The sequence below is a fragment of the Pseudoalteromonas sp. H105 genome (genome assembly GCF_001469215.1).
Taxonomy (GTDB): domain Bacteria; phylum Pseudomonadota; class Gammaproteobacteria; order Enterobacterales; family Alteromonadaceae; genus Pseudoalteromonas.
The window spans coordinates 752,267-771,687 of the sequence record NZ_LOFH01000001.1; the positions used below are offsets into that span (position 1 = coordinate 752,267).

General features: G+C 41.3%; 14 protein-coding genes. 11 read left to right on the plus strand and 3 right to left on the minus strand.

Going from position 1 to position 19,421, the window contains the following annotated elements; genetic code table 11:
* Positions 1-7: 7 nt before the first annotated feature.
* The 7 genes from ATS75_RS03315 to ATS75_RS03345 all read left to right on the plus strand — a co-directional run bounded on the left by ATS75_RS03315 (position 8) and on the right by ATS75_RS03345 (position 10,544).
* Positions 8-3,181 (plus strand): efflux RND transporter permease subunit, encoded by a 3,174-nt coding sequence (locus tag ATS75_RS03315; RefSeq protein WP_058558985.1) that lies wholly within the window; start codon positions 8-10, stop codon positions 3,179-3,181.
* Positions 3,182-3,303: 122 nt separating this feature from the next.
* On the plus strand, positions 3,304-3,924 hold the full coding sequence (locus ATS75_RS03320) for a hypothetical protein (protein ID WP_058558986.1): 621 nt from the start codon (positions 3,304-3,306) through the stop codon (positions 3,922-3,924).
* A gap of 67 nt (positions 3,925-3,991) precedes the next feature.
* Complete coding sequence (locus ATS75_RS03325) at positions 3,992-5,044, plus strand: agmatine/peptidylarginine deiminase (protein ID WP_058558987.1); 1,053 nt, start codon at positions 3,992-3,994, stop codon at positions 5,042-5,044.
* On the plus strand, positions 5,044-5,937 hold the full coding sequence (locus ATS75_RS03330) for a carbon-nitrogen hydrolase (protein WP_058558988.1): 894 nt from the start codon (positions 5,044-5,046) through the stop codon (positions 5,935-5,937). Before ATS75_RS03325 ends, ATS75_RS03330 begins: the two co-directional genes overlap by 1 nt.
* Positions 5,938-5,980: 43 nt before the next feature.
* The gene (gene mfd / locus ATS75_RS03335; RefSeq protein ID WP_058558989.1) at positions 5,981-9,454 is read left to right on the plus strand and encodes a transcription-repair coupling factor; all 3,474 of its coding nucleotides are present in this window, start codon (positions 5,981-5,983) and stop codon (positions 9,452-9,454) included.
* Positions 9,454-10,278: a peptidoglycan binding protein CsiV gene (locus tag ATS75_RS03340; RefSeq protein ID WP_058558990.1), complete on the plus strand. Its 825-nt coding sequence runs from the start codon at positions 9,454-9,456 to the stop codon at positions 10,276-10,278. Before mfd ends, ATS75_RS03340 begins: the two co-directional genes overlap by 1 nt.
* Before the next feature lie 14 nt (positions 10,279-10,292).
* Positions 10,293-10,544, plus strand: coding sequence for a hypothetical protein (locus ATS75_RS03345; RefSeq protein WP_058558991.1), 252 nt, complete (start codon positions 10,293-10,295; stop codon positions 10,542-10,544).
* Positions 10,545-10,629: 85 nt separating this feature from the next.
* Here the strand turns inward: ATS75_RS03345 and ATS75_RS03350 are convergent, their stop codons facing one another.
* From ATS75_RS03350 to ATS75_RS03360, 3 genes are all read right to left on the minus strand, one after another.
* A complete protein-coding gene (locus ATS75_RS03350; RefSeq protein ID WP_058558992.1) occupies positions 10,630-11,985 on the minus strand; it encodes a hypothetical protein in 1,356 nt (451 codons plus the stop codon).
* Positions 11,986-12,098: 113 nt separating this feature from the next.
* Positions 12,099-14,819, minus strand: coding sequence for a TonB-dependent receptor plug domain-containing protein (locus ATS75_RS03355; RefSeq protein ID WP_058558993.1), 2,721 nt, complete (start codon positions 14,817-14,819; stop codon positions 12,099-12,101).
* Between the two features lie 511 nt (positions 14,820-15,330).
* A complete protein-coding gene (locus ATS75_RS03360; protein WP_058558994.1) occupies positions 15,331-15,756 on the minus strand; it encodes a hypothetical protein in 426 nt (141 codons plus the stop codon).
* 342 nt (positions 15,757-16,098) lie between these two features.
* Between ATS75_RS03360 and ccoN the strand changes: the two genes are divergently transcribed.
* From ccoN to ccoP, 4 genes are read left to right on the plus strand one after another with little or no spacing between them, the layout of a single operon-like run.
* Positions 16,099-17,532, plus strand: coding sequence for a cytochrome-c oxidase, cbb3-type subunit I (gene ccoN / locus ATS75_RS03365; RefSeq protein WP_058558995.1), 1,434 nt, complete (start codon positions 16,099-16,101; stop codon positions 17,530-17,532).
* 12 nt (positions 17,533-17,544) lie between these two features.
* Positions 17,545-18,219, plus strand: coding sequence for a cytochrome-c oxidase, cbb3-type subunit II (gene ccoO / locus ATS75_RS03370; RefSeq protein ID WP_058558996.1), 675 nt, complete (start codon positions 17,545-17,547; stop codon positions 18,217-18,219).
* A gap of 6 nt (positions 18,220-18,225) precedes the next feature.
* Positions 18,226-18,411, plus strand: a complete 186-nt coding sequence (locus ATS75_RS03375; protein WP_058558997.1) for a cbb3-type cytochrome oxidase subunit 3 — start codon at positions 18,226-18,228, stop codon at positions 18,409-18,411.
* Positions 18,408-19,373: a cytochrome-c oxidase, cbb3-type subunit III gene (gene ccoP, locus ATS75_RS03380; RefSeq protein ID WP_058558998.1), complete on the plus strand. Its 966-nt coding sequence runs from the start codon at positions 18,408-18,410 to the stop codon at positions 19,371-19,373. Before ATS75_RS03375 ends, ccoP begins: the two co-directional genes overlap by 4 nt.
* The last annotated feature ends 48 nt before the right edge of the window (positions 19,374-19,421 follow it).

Sequence of the window (19,421 nt, forward strand, 5' to 3'; positions counted from 1 at the left end):
GAGTCTTATGTTTTCTCGTTACTTTATAGACAGACCCATTTTTGCGTTTGTCATATCTATCGTTATCGTTTTAGCCGGTTTAGCTGCAATGCGCAGCTTGCCTATTGCGCAATATCCAGAAATTGCCCCCCCTGTTGTTCAGGTGACAGCCGCTTACCCAGGCGCCTCTGCCGAAGTACTTGAGCAAACAGTGGCTGCACCAATTGAAAATGCAATCACAGGTGTTGAAGGCATGATGTATATGGCATCTACTTCGACCAGCTCCGGTGCCACAACGATAGAAATCACGTTTGAAATAGGCACTGATATCGATCAAGCCGCAGTCAATGTGAATAATAGAGTTAAGCAAGTTGAAGCACGCTTACCTGAAGAAACCCGCCGTCAAGGTGTTGTTGTGCAAAAAGGCTCATCGAGCTTTTTACAAGTGCATGCCTTTTATTCACCTGACGGCAGCAGGGATAGTTTATGGACGTCAAATTACGTTACGTTGAATATACTTGACCGCATTAAACGCATTCCTGGCACCACCAGCGTCCAAATATTTGGCGCAAAAGACTACGCCATGCGTATCTGGTTGCGTCCAGATGTTATGAGCCAGTTAGGTGTAACAGTTGAAGAGGTTGCCGGTGCGATACGCAGTCAAAACTCGCAGTATGCAGCGGGTAAAATTGGTGCTACGCCAACATCTCAGTCTGCACAAGAACTTGTTTATAGCGTCACCGCGCAAGGTCGTTTATCAGAGCCTGCACAGTTTGAAGAAATTATTATTCGCTCAAACCTAGATGGCAGCAGCTTACGTTTAAAAGACATTGCTCGCGTTGAACTTGGCTCAAAGGATTATAACTTTAGTGGCACAATCAATGGTAAAGAGGCCGTTCTACTGGGGATATTTTTACAACCCGGTGCCAATGCATTAGATGTGGCCGAAGAAGTAAACGGTGTACTTGCTGAAATTAAGCAACAATTTCCCACAGGGCTAGCACACGTAAACTCATACGACACCACTCGATTCGTTGAAGTTTCTATTCGCGAAGTTGTTATCACGCTAATTGAAGCCATGGTATTGGTATTTTTAGTCGTGTATTTATTTTTACAAAATTGGCGAGCAACGCTGATTCCAACCTTAGCTGTGCCCGTCTCATTACTGGGCACCTTTGCTGGTATGTATATGCTAGGCTATTCAATCAACTCTCTGACTTTGTTTGGTATGGTGTTATCTATTGGTATTGTGGTCGATGATGCCATTGTTGTACTTGAAAACGTTGAACGTATCATGCATGAAGAGCACGTTAGTGCTCATGAAGCAGCTATTAAAGCAATGAAAGAAGTATCTGGCCCTGTGGTAGCAATTGTTTTAGTACTTTGTTCTGTGTTTGTACCTATCGCGTTTTTGGGTGGATTGACCGGTGAATTATTCAGACAGTTTGCCATTACTATTTCAATCGCGGTAAGTTTATCTGGCGTTGTTGCTCTAACGATGACCCCTGCTCTGTGTGTACTTATTTTAAAACAAGAGCACAAACAAACAGCGCGATTTTTCTTGTGGTTCAACCGCGTCTTTACGCAAATCACCAGTAAATATGTTGGCACCGTTGGCTTTATGGTTCGCCGCGGTGCACTTGGCCTCGTGCTAATGATAGGTATGGTGTCTATTACCATTGGCCTGTGGAAGAACACGCCAAGTTCACTCGTACCAGATGAAGACCAAGGCTATTATATTTCAGCTATTTTCTTACCTGATGGCTCTTCTTTAGAGCGCACTGAGGATGTCGTAAAGCAAGTTGTTGCAGCAGTACAGTCAAACCCTGCAAATGAAAATGTGGTCGCATTTACCGGCTTCGATTTTATTGGTGGTGGTTACAAAAATAGTGCGGCAACGTTATTTGTCACGCAAAAGCACTGGGATGAGCGCGAAATAGATACTAAAAGCTTGGTTAATGAGTTATTTATGAAAACCGCTCATATAAACGAGGCACTGGTATTGGCGTTTAATCCACCAGCTATATTTGGTTTAGGCAATACCGGTGGGTTTGAGTTTTATATTCAAAACAAAGGGGCTGGCGGTCCTGAAAAGCTACAACAAGCCATGGGTTTAATGATGGCCGAAGCACAAAAAAGTCCAATTTTAAGTGGCTTACAAACGCTTTGGCGCCCCAATGCTCCTCAGCTTAAAGTGGATGTAGATCGAGAACAAGCTCGTGCAATGGGCATTAACATTGATGACGCATTTACTGCACTTGCTGGAACACTGGGTACTTACTATGTTAATGATTTCAATAAGTTTGGCCGCGCTTGGCAAGTGCTCATGTCTGCTGAAGCCGAATTTAGAATGAAGCCTGATGACATTGGCCGTATTTACGTTAAAAACAGCCAAGGTACCATGTTACCGATGTCTGCGTTTACTAATATAGAATTTAGCCGAGGCCCTGAAAGTTTAAACCGTTATAACAATCTTTCTGCGGTTAAGTTATTGGGTAATGCAGCTCCAGGTTACAGCTCTGGGCAAGCGATTGCTGAAATCGAACGTATTGCAAAAGCTGTATTGCCACCTGATATGACATACGATTGGACTGGCTCTGCCTATCAAGAAAAGCGCAGCTCAGGCACAACCGGGCTTGCGCTTGGGCTGGCCGTAATAATGGTATTTTTGATTCTTGCAGCCCTTTATGAGCGCTGGTCATTGCCTTTATCTGTGATGCTTGCGCTGCCATTTGGCACCTTTGGTGCACTTGTGTCTATTTGGTTAGTGGGTATGACAAACGATGTATATTTCCAAATTGGCTTGGTGACTTTACTTGGCCTTGCCAGTAAAAACGCCATATTAATCGTTGAATATGCCCTAATGAAGCACCAACAAGGCTGGAGTGCAAGTGCTGCTGCACTTGAAGCAGCTAGGTTAAGATTCAGACCCATCATTATGACATCATTAGCATTTATTCTTGGGGTAGTGCCACTTGTACTTAGTTCAGGTGCGGGAGCTGGCGCACGCCATAGTGTAGGCACAGGTGTTATGGGCGGAATGATGGCAGCAACGTTCTTAGCCGTCTTCTTTGTCCCCCTGTTCTTTTATTGGTTGACTGAACGCAAACTCAGTGAAAAACGTTCTCGCAGTGAATTAGCAAAGGAAATATCTGAGCATCATAAACGTGAAAATGTTGATACGATAGAAGGTAATTTATAACCATTTTTGTATAAAATAGTAAGGGCAAACATAGGTTTGCCCTTTTTTTATTGGAATTTCGCCACTAGCAATTTACACGTAGCAACGCTACTATTAGTAAACGCGCGTTGTGGGGTCTAATAATGAATAATGAAAAGTTAACTGAATTTGAGCAATACTTTCAAATTGCTGAGAGTAACAGGGTCAACCTTTTTGCCGTTGATAAACAGAGTGTTCCACGAAGCCCTGCCCAGCTAGAAGCCGATATTCCTCCACTATTTAAACTTGCTAACGAAGTGAGTGAGTTAGAACAGAGCTCATTAAGACCGCTGCGTAATTTAGGCGACATAGCACAAGAACTTGCCGTATTTTTACAAGCCCAGTCTCGTAAAATTGACCTTATAATGAGCCATATCCTTGCCTCCGAACAACCTGAAGATAACGCGTTGTATTGCGATAGCTATGGCGGGGGCGGAGTTAAATTTACAACAAATGACGTGTACTCACTGGGTCAAGCATTTCGAACTAAGCTATTTCTGCAACATGAAGCCTCTGCTGTTTACTGCTACACAGAAGTTGTTGCAATAGATAAACTAGAAAACGAACAATCTCAGTACACATTATTATTTAATGCAATACGCGATTCTGACCAAGAGCTCGTCGTGAGAGCCAGCTTACACGCACAAACACGGCAATTGAAAAAACGTCAGCAACTGCAAGCGAACAAAGCAGACGAAGATCACCTCGTAGACCCTGAACTATAAGCATAAAAAGCTGACATATCTGTTTGAAATGCTAAACTAGGCACACCTTTATTTGTTTATTAACTTCATGAACTTTAGACTTTTACCTGAATGGGCTAAGCAAGATGCTGTGATGCTCACTTGGCCACACCAAGATACTGATTGGCGTGATAATCTAAACGCTGTAGAGCCTGTTTATATTGCGCTTTGCAAACATATATGCCAACGTCAACTCATTGTTATTGTTGCACATAGTTATGCATTAAAAGCACATATAAGCCAATTATTAACCAGCAATGAGATTGACCTTGCCCGCGTACAGTTTGTAGTTACACCCTGTAATGATACCTGGGCACGCGATCACGGTCCCTTGACCTGTGCAAACATAAATGATGCCAGCCAATTAGCTATTCTCGATTACACCTTCAACGGCTGGGGTAATAAGTTTGAAAGCACCCTTGATAATCAAATTAACACTGTGCTTGTTGACCAGCTTGCGGCTCCTGCAAATCAATATCAAAAAATTGATTTAGTATTAGAAGGCGGCGCAGTTGAAATAAACGAGCACGGTGTACTGCTTACCACCAGAGAATGTTTACTCAATCCAAATCGTAACCCAACACTTAGTGCTGAACAAATTGAAGCACAATTACAGCAGCAATTAGGTGTCAGCTCATTTTTATGGGTTGATCATGGTTATTTAGCCGGTGACGATACAGACAGCCATATTGACACCCTTGTGCGCTTTGCACCAAATAACACGCTAGTTTATGTAAAGTGTGATGACACCACCGATGAGCATTTTAACGCGCTCGATAAAATGCAAACACAATTAAAAGGTTTTAAAACGCCATCAAGTCACCCTTATACCTTGATTGATTTGCCTTGGCCAAAAGCAGTGTTTAACACTGATGGCGATAGACTGCCGGCAACCTACGCAAATTACTTAATTATCAATGATGCGGTCTTAGTCCCCACTTATAATGATGAAAATGATGCTAAAGCACTTGAGCAAATTCAGCGAGCCTACCCTGAACATTCAATAATTGGCGTAAACTGTTTACCTATTATTCATCAATTTGGCAGCTTACATTGCATCACGATGCAGTTACCTCGCGGAATTTTAGTTGGAGCCCCATAATGAGTTCGTCAAATAAATTAACAGTTGCCTTAGTGCAGCAAAGTAATAGTGATAGCGCCGAGCAAAACATGGCAAAATCAATTTTAAGCATACGTGACGCTGCAAACCAAGGCGCTCAGCTTGTAGTACTACAAGAGCTACATCGTAGCCTGTACTTTTGCCAAACCGAAGACGTTAATGTTTTTGATTTAGCTGAAACTATCCCGGGGCCCAGTAGTGACGCATTGGGTGAATTAGCAAAAGAGTTAAATATTGTCATCGTAGCGTCATTATTTGAAAAGCGAGCAACAGGGCTTTATCACAACACAGCTATTGTGTTAGAAAAAGACGGCACGATTGCGGGTAAATACCGCAAAATGCATATTCCTGATGATCCTGGGTTTTATGAAAAGTTTTATTTTACCCCAGGTGATTTAGGCTTTGAGCCCATTCAAACCTCAGTAGGCAAATTAGGTGTACTCGTGTGTTGGGATCAATGGTTTCCTGAAGCTGCACGCTTGATGGCGATGGCAGGTGCTGAGTTATTGATTTACCCAACCGCGATTGGTTGGGACCCACGTGACGATGACGGCGAAAAGACACGACAAAAAGATGCATGGGTTATTTCGCAACGCGCCCACGCAGTTGCCAATGGTGTGCCCGTTATCAGTGCCAACCGTGTAGGCCATGAGCGTGATCCAAGCGAGCAAAGTGACGGTATTCAATTTTGGGGCAATTCATTTATTGCAGGCCCTCAAGGTGAAATGCTCAGCGAAGCAAATAATACTGACGAGCAAATTTTAGTGGTAGAGCTTGATCAAAAACGCTCTGAAAACGTAAGACGTATATGGCCTTATTTACGTGATCGCCGAATTGATCACTATCAAGACCTCACTAAAATTTACCGCGATTAGAATAAATTAGCGCCTCAGTTGAGGCGCATTTAAGGAGTAATAAATGGCGTTTGCGCAATGGGCAGCCTTGCCTTGGGTAAAATCTCAAAAAGATAAAATTCAATGGGGGCAACTCAGCGGTAGTGGTTTAAGTATCGCTATTGCACAAGGGGTAAAACAACAAGACAGCTTAGTCCTTATTGTTACCCCTGATACACCTAGTGCGCTGCGCTTAGAGACGGAACTTGATTATTTATTACCTGATCACCCGGTGATGGTATTCCCCGATTGGGAAACCCTGCCGTATGATCACTTCTCGCCACACCAAGATATTATTTCGTCACGTTTGGCGACCCTAAACACGCTCAAGAAAGAACAACAAAGCGTATTAATTGTTCCTGTATCTACATTGATGCTGCGCACTGCCCCTGCCTCGTTTATTTATGGTTCTACGCTTAACTTTAAAGTAGGCGATACTTTAGACACGCACAGCTTGCGTGATAACCTAGAGCAAGCGGGTTACCTTCATGTTCAACAAGTGATGGAACATGGCGAATACGCAATACGTGGGTCAATCGTTGATTTATACCCTATGGGAAGTCCGCACCCATTTAGGTTAGACTTTTTTGATGATGAACTGGACACCATTCGTTTATTTGATGTTGAAACACAACGTTCAGATGAAAAAGTAGATAAAATTGAATTGCTGCCCGCTCATGAGTTTCCAACCAATGAAGGTGATATTGAGCGATTTAGAATAAACTATCGTGAAAAGTTTGGTGCGAGCTCAGAGCAAGACTCGGTTTATATGCAAGTTACCAAAGGCAACTGGCCTGCAGGTATTGAGTATTATATGCCGTTGTTTTTCGAGCAATTGGCTACCATTTTTGAGTACTTGCCAGCATCAACAACGGTATTGCAACTGGGCGATTTAGAACACGCAGCCGATCAATTTTGGCACGATGTTAATGTACGGTTTGAAAATCGCCGTGTTGACCCTTTAAGACCTTTACTTGACCCAAACGAGCTCTATCAGCCACTCAATGAGTTGTTTTCCAACTTAGGTAATTTTGCACGTATTCGTTTAAGCCAAGCAAAACTACCAACAAAATCAGGTAACAATAATTTAGCAACTGCAGAACTGCCTGCTGTACGAATTGATCATAAACAACAAGCTCCTTATCAAGCATTTATAGACTATGTTGCCGCTCAAAAGAAACAAAAAGGCCGGGTATTAATTTCCGTCGAGTCAGATGGTCGACGAGAGTCACTACTAGCATTACTCAAACCCAGTGGCCTAAAGCTCAAAGAATTTGAATCGTTCGATGACTTTACAACAAGCAACAGTGATGTAGGGTTAATAGTTAGTCCGCTTGAGCAGAGTGTTTTTTTAAGTTCAAAGCCAGCACTAAGTATTATCACTGAACAAGAATTACTGGGTATAAAAGTATCACAACGTCGCCGGCGTAAACACAAGTACGAAGCTAGCCAAGATGCATTAATACGTAATTTAGCAGAGCTTAAAGTGGGCCAACCTATTGTGCATTTAGACCATGGTGTTGGACGTTATCAAGGGCTGCAAACTATTGATGCAGCCGGACTTGTTACAGAGTTTGTAACCATAACTTATGCCGGTGAGGCAAAGCTATACGTACCCGTATCAGCCTTACACATGTTAAGTCGATACTCGGGAGGCGAAGAAGCCAGTGCTCCACTGCATAAATTAGGCTCAGATGCATGGGAAAAAGCCAAAAAACGCGCAGCTGAAAAAGTACGTGATGTGGCCGCTGAATTACTCGATATTTATGCGCAGCGACAAGCAAAGCCAGGAAATGCGTTTGCTTTAGACACGAGTGCATACCGTTTATTTAGTGATGGTTTCCCGTTTGAAGAAACGGATGATCAGCGTAACGCGATTGAGGCAGTTCTAGGCGACATGCAGAGCAAGCAAGCGATGGATAGACTTGTTTGCGGAGATGTTGGTTTTGGTAAAACAGAAGTAGCAATGCGCGCTGCGTTTATAGCCGTCAATGACGATAAACAAGTCGCAGTATTAGTGCCAACCACCCTACTTGCCCAACAGCATTATGAAAACTTTAAAGACCGGTTTGCGGATTTTCCTATAGAAGTCGGTGTATTGTCTCGTTTTAATTCACCTAAAGAACAAAAAGAAACGCTTGAAAAAATGGCTCAAGGCAAACTTGATATCGTTATTGGGACGCATAAACTGATTCAACAAGATATCAACTTTAGGGATTTGGGCCTTTTAATCGTCGATGAAGAGCACCGTTTTGGGGTTCGTCAAAAAGAAAAAATCAAATCACTGCGTGCCGATGTCGATATTTTAACACTAACCGCAACACCGATACCACGTACGCTAAATATGGCAATGAGTGGTATGCGTGATTTATCTATCATCGCCACCCCCCCTGCAAAACGATTGGCTGTCAAAACGTTTGTTCGTCAACGCGATGAAGAGCTGATCCGCGAGGCAGTCTTACGCGAAATTAAGCGCGGTGGCCAAGTCTACTTTTTACACAACAATGTAGATACCATTGACCGTGTGGCACAAGAGATCAGCGAGTGGGTACCTGAAGCAAGCGTGGCTTCTGCCCATGGTCAAATGCGTGAGCGCGAGCTTGAGCAATTAATGAGTGAGTTTTACCATCAAAAATATAATGTTTTAGTGTGTACAACAATCATCGAAACTGGGATTGATATTCCAACCGCAAATACCATCATCATGGATAGAGCTGACAAGTTAGGCCTTGCCCAACTACACCAACTTCGTGGTCGTGTGGGTCGTAGCCATCATCAAGCGTACGCTTATTTATTAACAGGTCACCCGAAGTCATTATCTAAAGATGCTGTAAAGCGTTTAGAAGCCATTGAGTCACTAGAGGATTTAGGCGCTGGTTTTGCGTTAGCAACACACGACTTGGAGATTCGAGGAGCCGGTGAACTACTGGGTGACGATCAATCAGGACAAATGCAAACTATTGGCTTTAATTTGTATATGGAAATGCTGGAGCAAGCTGTAAAATCTCTTCGTGAAGGAAAAGAACCAACACTTGACAACTTGTTACAACAACAAAGCGAAGTCGATTTGAAACTTGCGGCCTTATTGCCCGATGATTATATTCACGATGTAAATGCCAGATTAGGTATTTACAAACGTGTCGCCAGCTGTGCTACTGTAGAGGACATGGACGAACTTCAAGTTGAATTAATAGACCGGTTCGGTTTATTACCTGATGCCACTAAAAATTTATTTAGCTTACAGCAGCTAAAACTTAAGGCCTGTGAGTTAGGTATTAAAAAGATTGAAGCAAACCCTAAAGGCGGTTACTTTGAGTTTAGTCAGGATACCAAGGTTAATCCCAGCTTCATTATTGGTTTGATACAAAGTGCACCTAATGTGTATAAAATGGATGGCGCAAACAAATTACGTTTTGCGATCAGTGAGGCAAATGCCCGTGAACGCTTAAAAATGGTCACTGCAATGATTGCAGATTTTTCTAAAAAGGTTAGCCATTAATGTTGTATAAAAGTATGTTATTCGTTTTATGTTGTGCGTTTAGTAGCACGGCATTTGCTGAGCGATGGTTTGAAGTGGAAGTACTGATTTTTAAACAACGCCCTGCTCCATTTCTACAAGAAGACTTTAGCTTAAAGAAGGGGCCTATTAAAGCAAAAAATACCCGTGATTTACTGACGCCTTCGTACGTAGCACAAGCAAAAGAAGACTGTATTAATGGTGATCCGCGCTTTAACTCTACATCATTGACAGACTCGGTCATTGGAGCAAGTCGCTCTAACTTATGTGATGAAACTATTGATTACATTGCCAGTTATGACACCTTACCCCTAAGTCCAAATGCTGAGCTAAGAGATGATATGCTCGATACCTACTTGCTGAACCCAGAGCAATTACAATTTACTGAGCAACAAAGTGAACTTGCTCGTAAAGGACTCACACCTATTTTACACACAGGATGGCGGTTCAAAGGTGAAAGAAAGTCTCGCTCACAAAGCCTAAAACTGTATGGCGGCAAACACCTTCAAACACAACCGATAGCTGCTGACACGCACTTTAGTAATAGCTTTATTAGCGTTATCAACCCCGTGCAAACATTCGCTCCTGCAGTTCAAAAAAAGTGGGAGTTAGATGGCTTCTTTAATATTTACTTACGCCATTACCTCTATATTAATAGCGAATTTGATTTTAGTGAAAAACTTGAAAACGGCGAACTTCAGAATGCGCGTTTTGCACAATTTAAACGCGTGATCAGTGGTGAAATTCACTATTTTGACCACCCCAAAATGGGCATGATCGTACAAATAAGAAAATTTAAACATTAACAAGGAAAATCAACATGAAAAAAATACTTATTATTGCAGCAACGTTATCGCTAGCGGCCTGCTCAAAAGTAAGCCTTGAGAATTATGAAAAGATCTCAATAGGTATGGATAAAACCGAAGTTGAAGCTATTTTAGGCTCTGCTGATAATTGTGTTGAAAAAACACTGCACACCAATTGTGTTTGGGGTGATGATGCAAAGAATATTGAAATTACTTTAGTCTCTGACAAAGTGTCACTTTACAGCAAAAAAGGCTTAGAAAAATAAGGCTAAGTGGCGTTTAGCATTTAAAATAGTCTATTAAATCGTATGGTAGCGGTACATCACCAGCATACGATTTAATAATTTAGCGCTATTCTTTTTTACTTGAGATCAGCTCTATGTTTACGATTTTACTGCGATTTAGCGTTATTTTGTATCGTTGATGTATAATCTGTTGTTGATTTTGATAAACCACGACCACATTTAATTGATACCGACGTTCAACACTTTGCTTTGAAATTTTACTACTATCTAAATGGTAAAGCTTACCCTCCCCTTTTTTGAGATAACGAGTAAATGGCGCTAAACTAAAACGCAATGTTTGCTGTAATGTGTCATAACCAGGCAAAAACTCTTTCGCCCCAACACGCGTTTCACTGGCAAAATGAAACCACTGTGCAGCCAATCTGTTTTGCTGCCGACGTTTTGAAAAAATATTGCGAACATTCTCGGGGATTCGTTTAAACCGTGTATATTCAAGCCATATGTACTGTGTAGCAATTTTGTCTTTCGTAACACTGTTCCTAAACTGAAAGCGCCATTTCGGGCGCCCTTTGACAATCGTACGCCATATAACCCGAGTAATGTCTTCTTTAAATATTTCGCGCATACCGTAAATCGCACCAAGAATAATAACTAAGGTGGCCGTTATTTCAGTAAAATTACTTCTCGCATTGAGCACAACAACCATAACAAATGCCATGATCACAGCCGTAACTGATCCTTTTACAAGTCTTTTTAAGTAACTATTCAAATGTCGAGTATGGCGGTTAAGCACCACTCCGTGCTCAATAAGTCGCTGCAATAAGCGCATTTTGTTAGTGATGCGGTTTGCATCTTTTAACGTGGATTCCGAGTTATACTGTTGCTCTTGCCTATACGCTTGCTCATCTTTACAAAAGTTCAATAAATCACTGCGCTCTTTAGCATGATCACTGCTTCTTGGTCCTTCATCGAGTAATTTTAAAAACGATTGCTCAATTTGCCAGCTCAAATAGTTATCAGCATTGGTATAAAAAGACACCAATTTTTCATTATCTGGGGTATAACGACGCAGTTTTTTTAACAACCCTTTACTCTGCTCAGCTAACTCAGTCGCGCGAATATAAAAGGCATCTTTATCTGTTATTTTAAGCGCGTCTTTCACATCGGTATCAATCGCGAGCCTAACCTGGTAGCAATATAAATTCAGGTTTTGTCGGTAATCCTGTTGTTCACCTTTATTTTTACTTACAAAGCGGCTGCGGACTAATGGCAGGTGAATATTCTTGGCGTTATACGCTAAATGAGACTTAAAATGGTTATTGAAATACGCCTCTTCACTGAGTGTTTGAGGGTTAATACCCATTTCGTTCGGAATAGAAAAATATAGGTCAATACGTTGTTCTGAGCGTGGGCTTAGCTCGGGTTCTATAATAAAGGATAAATTTTCATCCTGTTTTAACAATCAATTCTCCTCATAGATTTAAATCAACATTAGTGTACTGTCACACCATAAAATGTTCAATAAAAAAGGCCTAGTAAACTAGGCCTTTTAAAATTGTACTCACTCGTTGCTAATTAGAATTTAACATTCACACCAGCAAAGAAACGACGTCCTAATACATCATACGTGTACGGGTCAGTGTTTGAGTCATTATTACCAGTATAATAAGGCGGTTGCTTATCAAATAAGTTATTCACGCCTGCTGATAACGAAATCGTTTCGTTAACTAAGTATGAACCACTGATATCATGATATACCACTGTTGGCGTTGTTGGTGCGTAACAAGAATCTTCTTTTCCGATACATGCGTAGCTATCCATACCGGCAATATAACGTGCTTGATACTGAGCATCCCAGTTGTCGCCCGCTACATTGATTGTCAGGTTAGATTTAAAGTCAGCATAACCACCTGAGCCAGATGTAATGACACCTGCGTAGTCAACTGGGTCGCCTGTAACCTCTACAACATATTCATCTAAGTATGTTGTATCTAAGCCTGCTTTCCAATTTAGACCTGCAGCTTCAAATGAATAGCTAAGGTTTAAATCGATACCTGACGTTTTTTCAGAACCAATATTCTGTAGTTGGTTATTAAAAGTAATACGGCCAGTAGAGTCTAATTTCACGTTACTTGATTGGCACAGTGCTGAACCTGCATTGTCTGAAGTCACTAAACATTGATCAACAATGTATTGATTATCTACAGTCGCAATTGCATTTTCGATCTCGATATCGTAGTAATCAAGTGTCATGCTGAAACCTTCAAACCATTGTGGCTCATACACAATACCTGCAGTTAACGTATCTGCTTGTTCTGGCGTTAATTGATCATTACCACCCACAGTGACTTCAGCTTGGTCTTGTGCACCTGGGAATTCAACCTGTTCAAACGACGGCGAATTACCTGAATACAGCTCTGATACTGTTGGTGCGCGGAACGCAGTTGAAACAACGCTACGAAGCATGAGTTCATCATTCACTTTCCATGTTAAACCTAGTTTCCACGTTTCATCTGAGCCAAATGTGCTGTAATCAAATGCACGGATTGCTGCGCTTAATTCAACATTTTGTGCAAGTGGTGCATCCGCAAGTAATGGTAGTGCAAATTCAACATACGCTTCGTTTACGTCAAAGCCACCTGCTGTCGGTTCAACCATAGGGTCATTTGCTAGGCCTTGCGCTGTTAATGAATCAGGCGTGTACCATGCTTTCTCTTGACGACGTTCAACACCCGCAGCAAATGCAGCATAGCCTGCAGGCAATTCAAACATTTCGCCAGACACAGATGCCGCTAAAATAAACAGTTGGCTACCGCCATTGTTTACTTCAGTATAAACATTACGACGGAAACCTTCGCTTGTCCAAGCAGCTTGATCCAATGGATTGAATGTACCAACAACTTCATTCTCATCGTTGGTGTACATAATGCTGTCACCGATAGCACCCATGTTATGTAGATTGCTTAGTTTATCAACAGAGTCGTTACGACCAAAGTTAGCTGACACATCCCAAGAGTAATCACCTACATAACCGTCTGCGCCGATTACTGCACGCACAGTATCAACTGACTGCTCGAAAAAACGTGCGCCAGTGTCTGACATACGACGACCGTAGAAAATGTCATCACCATATTTGTAATTAGCTGATTGAGTGATGTATTTTCCGTCAGCATCTTTGTCTGCATACCCGTCACCATCTAAATCAACTTTGCTCGTGTATGATTGATCTAGTAATGAATCGCCCATTGACTCATCATACTTAAAACCAAACCACACTGGCTGAGGAGCCATTTGTTGCTGTGACCAACGTTTTGTGTAAGTAAATTCAGTGAATACACGTGTTTCATCACTGATTTCATATGTTGCTAAACCGGTAAGGTTTAAACGTTCCATCGGGGTATACAGGTAGCTTGATGGCGCAAAGTTAAAACGGTCAGCATCTGTAAATGGGTGTAAGCCACCTAATCCACTTAAACCTTTATCACCTTGAGCAAGACCAACACTGATCTCTTCGCCTTTATCATTGAGCGCAGTTGTTGAGCTATCTTGCCAAATATGGCCACCTTCAGCGTAAACAGAACCGCCATTGCAGTTTAAACCGTTTGCGTCTTCTGCAATTGGACAGTTTGAAAAGTCACGGTCTCCCTGAGAAGCTTCACCACGGTCGGTATACTGCATACCAATCACGATGTTACCTTTGTCAAAGCTAGTACCTACTGTAAAGTCAAATGACGTTTCTGATGCATCACCTTCACCCGTGATTGCAGAGTTCACATTCATGTCCAAGCCTTCGAAATCATCTTTTAAGATGATGTTCACAACACCTGCAACCGCATCAGTACCATAAACAGCTGACGCGCCATCTTTTAATACTTCAACAGATTTAATCATTGAAACTGGAATTGTATTTAAATCAACTGTTGAAGCTGCACCGGTACCTGATGCGATCATACGACGGCCATTAACAAGTACTAAAGTTCGATTGGCACCTAAACCACGAAGGTCGATTCGTGCATTACCACCTGAGCCATTATTAACACCCGGGTTAGTCATTGCACCGCCTGTGGCAGTCATCTTTTGAAGCACACTATCGATGCTTGTGGCGCCCATTGCTTTAATGTCGTCAGCACCGATAAGCGTAACTGGGCTAGCGTTTTCCATGTCTGAACGCTTAATGCGAGAACCCGTTACTTGGATTTTTTCAATTGACTGAGCTGCTTCGTCTGCAGCAATAACATTTGTTGAGAACATAGGAATTGCTGATACAACAGCTAAACCAAGAATTGATTTTTTCATGTGAAACCCTACTTGTTGGAAAAAGTACCCTTATTAGGTATTGCTGCTCGGTATTATAAGAATGACGAGTCAACGGCGGGCAACTTAGGGGTAATTAACTGAACGAAAACTGAATGCAAAGCCACATTTCAAACAACCCACTTTTAACGTACTCATTAAGGGTACGTACGTTAATTGATGTTTCATTGTTAACACCATAAAACATTTTAATTTCAATCAGATAAATAAAAGCAAACACAGTAAAAAAACGAATGAAATCAAACAGGCAGAGTTTGTAATTAAATGTAATTAAGGTGCATAAATACCTAAATTAGAAAAGTTCACATCTTGATCACATGGTTTTATAGAAACCGCAAAACTAACTGCTAAATACTAACCATAATTATGCAAAATCAGTGCGTAAATAAACAAACAAAGGGGAGCAGATCGTAAAAAACGTCAATATGAAGCTTAAAGCTAATATCTAGAGAACAATTGAGGGGAAGGAATTAAAAACGCAGGAGTAATTAAATTAAGACTGCTTCACAATAAAATAATACGTAACCTGAGAGGTTTTAGCCTGCTGATCTTCTAGTTCTATTATTAGTTTCCATTTCATGTTTTTTTCAGAACAAACACCCACCATTGTATCCGCTTGTAAGATGCCCTTCGTTGATTTAAAAAATACAGGAATGTAACCCATATACATGGTGACGCCTTCAAGCTTTGCATTTATGACTTTTAAACCTTCGGGTAATGATAAGTTTATATTAAAAGGAGTTTCTGGCGTGACTATCGACTCTGATAACCACACTTTTACTTGTTTATCATAGATACATGGCTCATTTGAATGGCAACTTGCTACTGTTGCCTGCTCTTCTATACTTGTCTCTTGAGGCTTGCATGCAGTCAGGCTAATGACTGAAAGTAAAAGCAGTGATCTTTTTTTAAAATGCATCGTAACTCCTATTGTATAGACGAGGGATACTAATAAGCACAGCGATAAAAGACAACAACTGAAGAATAAATACTCACATAAAATTAAAAAGTATGTCAAAAATTAATCAACTACATGATAAAAATTGATTGATGTCATAATTTTATGCAATTGACCTATCTTTTTTAGGCCAAAAATTTTATCATTTCCCCCGCAAAAATAAGGGTTTCTCGAGTTTGTTTTCTGAAGCACTCAAAGCTTTGAAGGTTTTAGATAACACGCTTGTGGAGTAATAGTAGGCCCCGCTTTTTATTAAGTGGGTAATTCATTTCTAAACGCATATATTGCAGCGGAAGCCAGAAAATGAGCCAAACAGTAGCATCACAAACTGAGTACAATTATAAAGTTGTACGCCAATTCGCTATTATGACAGTGATTTGGGGCATCGTTGGCATGGGTATTGGGGTTCTGATTGCTGCCCAATTAGCTTGGCCAGCACTTAACTTTGATACACCATGGTTAACATACTCTCGACTTCGTCCGTTACACACGAACGCAGTTATTTTCGCATTTGGTACAAGTGCACTTTTTGCAACATCATATTATGTTGTGCAACGTACTTGTCAAACGCGCCTTCTTTCAGACAAATTAGCTGCTTTCACCTTCTGGGGCTGGCAATTAGTTATTGTCCTTGCAGCTATAACATTACCTTTAGGTATCACAACATCTAAAGAGTATGCAGAGCTTGAATGGCCAATCGATATTTTAATTGCGGTTGTATGGGTAACCTACGCTATCGTATTTATGGGTACTATTGCAAAACGTAAAGTATCACATATCTATGTTGCAAACTGGTTCTATGCTGGCTTCATTGTTACTGTTGCTGTATTACACATTGTTAATAGCATGGCTGTTCCAGTATCACTTACTAAGTCATACTCAATCTATGCTGGTGCTGTAGATGCAATGGTTCAATGGTGGTACGGTCACAACGCGGTTGGCTTCTTATTAACTGCAGGTTTCCTTGGTATGATGTATTACTTTGTACCAAAACAAGCAGGTCGCCCTGTCTACTCTTACCGTTTATCAGTTGTTCACTTTTGGGCGCTTGTTTCGCTTTATATTTGGGCTGGTCCTCACCACTTACACTACACTGCGCTTCCTGATTGGACGCAAAGTCTAGGTATGGTTATGTCTATTATCTTATTCGTTCCTTCATGGGGTGGTATGATCAATGGTATCATGACTCTTTCTGGGGCATGGCATAAGCTACGTACTGATCCAGTACTTCGTTTCTTAGTTGTTTCACTTTCTTTCTATGGTATGTCTACCTTCGAAGGACCAATGATGGCAATTAAATCTGTAAATGCATTATCTCACTACACTGATTGGACTGTTGGTCACGTTCACTCTGGTGCATTAGGTTGGGTTGCTATGATATCAATCGGTGCTATTTACCACCTTATTCCAGCATTGTTCTCACAAGGTCGCATGTACAGTGTGAAACTTGTAAATACGCATTTCTGGTTACATACCGTTGGTGTTGTACTTTATATTGTTGCAATGTGGATCTCAGGTGTAATGCAAGGTCTAATGTGGCGTGCAGTTAACTCTGACGGTACATTGATGTACAGCTTTGTTCAGTCACTACAAGCATCTTATCCTTTCTATGTTATGCGCTTCCTAGGCGGTGTGTTCATCGTAGCAGGTATGTTGGTTATGGCTTATAACGTTTACCGTACAATTGCAGCGAAGAACGATTCGTTGAAATTAGACGCGCAAGCACAGTTAGCATAACGGAGCGAGATGATGAGCAATAATAATTCACAAAACAAACATGAAATAGTTGAAAAGAATATCGGCCTGATGGCTATCTTAACTGTTTTTGCTATTAGTTTTGGTGCGTTAGTAGAGATCACTCCGCTAATGTTCCAAGACGATACAACAAAGCCTGTTGATGGGTTACGCCCATTAAACGCACTTGAAATGGAAGGCCGTGATATTTACGTTCGTGAAGGTTGTTACAACTGTCACTCGCAAATGATTCGCCCATTCCGTGACGAAGTTGAGCGTTATGGTCACTACTCTGTTGCTGGTGAATCCGTATGGGATCACCCATTCCAATGGGGTTCTAAGCGTACTGGTCCAGACTTAGCTCGTGTAGGTAAACGTTATTCAGATGATTGGCACTATGCGCACTTAGTTAATCCTCGTGATGTAGTGCCTGAATCGAATATGCCAGGATACCCTTGGTTAGCTGAGAATCACGTTGATACTAGCCTGACTCTGAAAAAACTGAAAATTTTCCGTGACACATTTGCTATTAACCCTGAAAACCCAGCTCACCCTGGTTTAGGTTACGGTAGTGATGAAGAACTAATCGCTGATATTGCTAAAGTTGATGCAATGAACGACGGTAAAGGTGCAACAGAAATGCAAGCCCTTATCGCCTACTTGCAACAGCTTGGCACACATTTGAAGTAATTAATTATGGATTACGGAACATACAGAGGCATATTGACTCTGGTAATTTTAGTATTGTTTATTGTGATTGTTGTGTGGGCTTATAGCAAACGTAGCAAAACGCGTTTTAAAGACGCCGCTAACGCTATCTTTGAAGACGAGAGTAAACACAACAAAACACTCTCTAACGAGGAAAAGGAGTCTGAGAAATGACTAGCTTTTGGAGTATATGGGTTATTGTATTAACCCTTGCATGCTTACTTATTATCTTTGGCTTATTAGTGTGGAATTTAACAAACTACACTGGTGTTAAAGAAGGTGAAAGTTGTGGGCATGAGTTTGATGGCATTGAAGAACTAAACAACCCACTACCAAAATGGTGGACGTACATGTTTTTCGCAACATTCGTATGGGCAGTTTATTATTTAGCAGCATACCCAGGACTTGGTAATTGGGAAGGCTTGGCTAAATGGACAAGTTCGAACCAAGGTATTACTTCTTTAGCTGAATCTAAAAAAGCAACTGAAGAAGCCAAAGCAAACGGTGAATACGTTAAACTTGACAAGGAATACGAAGCTGCAGACGAACGCTTTGGTCCTATTTTCGAAGGTTTTGCAAAACAAGATATTGAATCACTTGTTGCAGACGAAAAAGCCCTAGAAATTGGTCAGCGTTTATACGCACAAAACTGTTCACAGTGCCACGGGTCTGATGCACGTGGTGGTATGGGCTTCCCTAACCTGACTGATAAAGATTGGTTATATGGCGGTACACCTGACAAGATCAAAGAAACACTTCTTTATGGTCGTGTTGCTGCAATGCCACCATGGGGTGCTGCTTTAGGTGAGCAAGGCATTAAAGAAATGACAGCTCATGTACTTAGCCTTTCTGGTCGAACTGTTAATCAGAAAGACGCGAAAGCGGGTGAAGCTAAGTTTGCGATGTGTGCAGCGTGTCACGGTGCCGATGGTAAAGGGTCGGTTGCTCATAACTTACCGTTTGGCGCACCTAACCTTACTGACAATATCTGGTTATATGGTGGTTCTCAACGTGCTGTTGAAGAAACACTGCTTAATGGCCGCGCAGGTGTTATGCCAGCTTGGAAAGATATTTTAGGTGAAGACAAAGTACACTTATTAACGGCTTATGTTTACAGTTTATCGCAAGATAAATAATCATAACGTTAATGAAATGTTGAAACTTTAATCTTTTATTTCAATAGA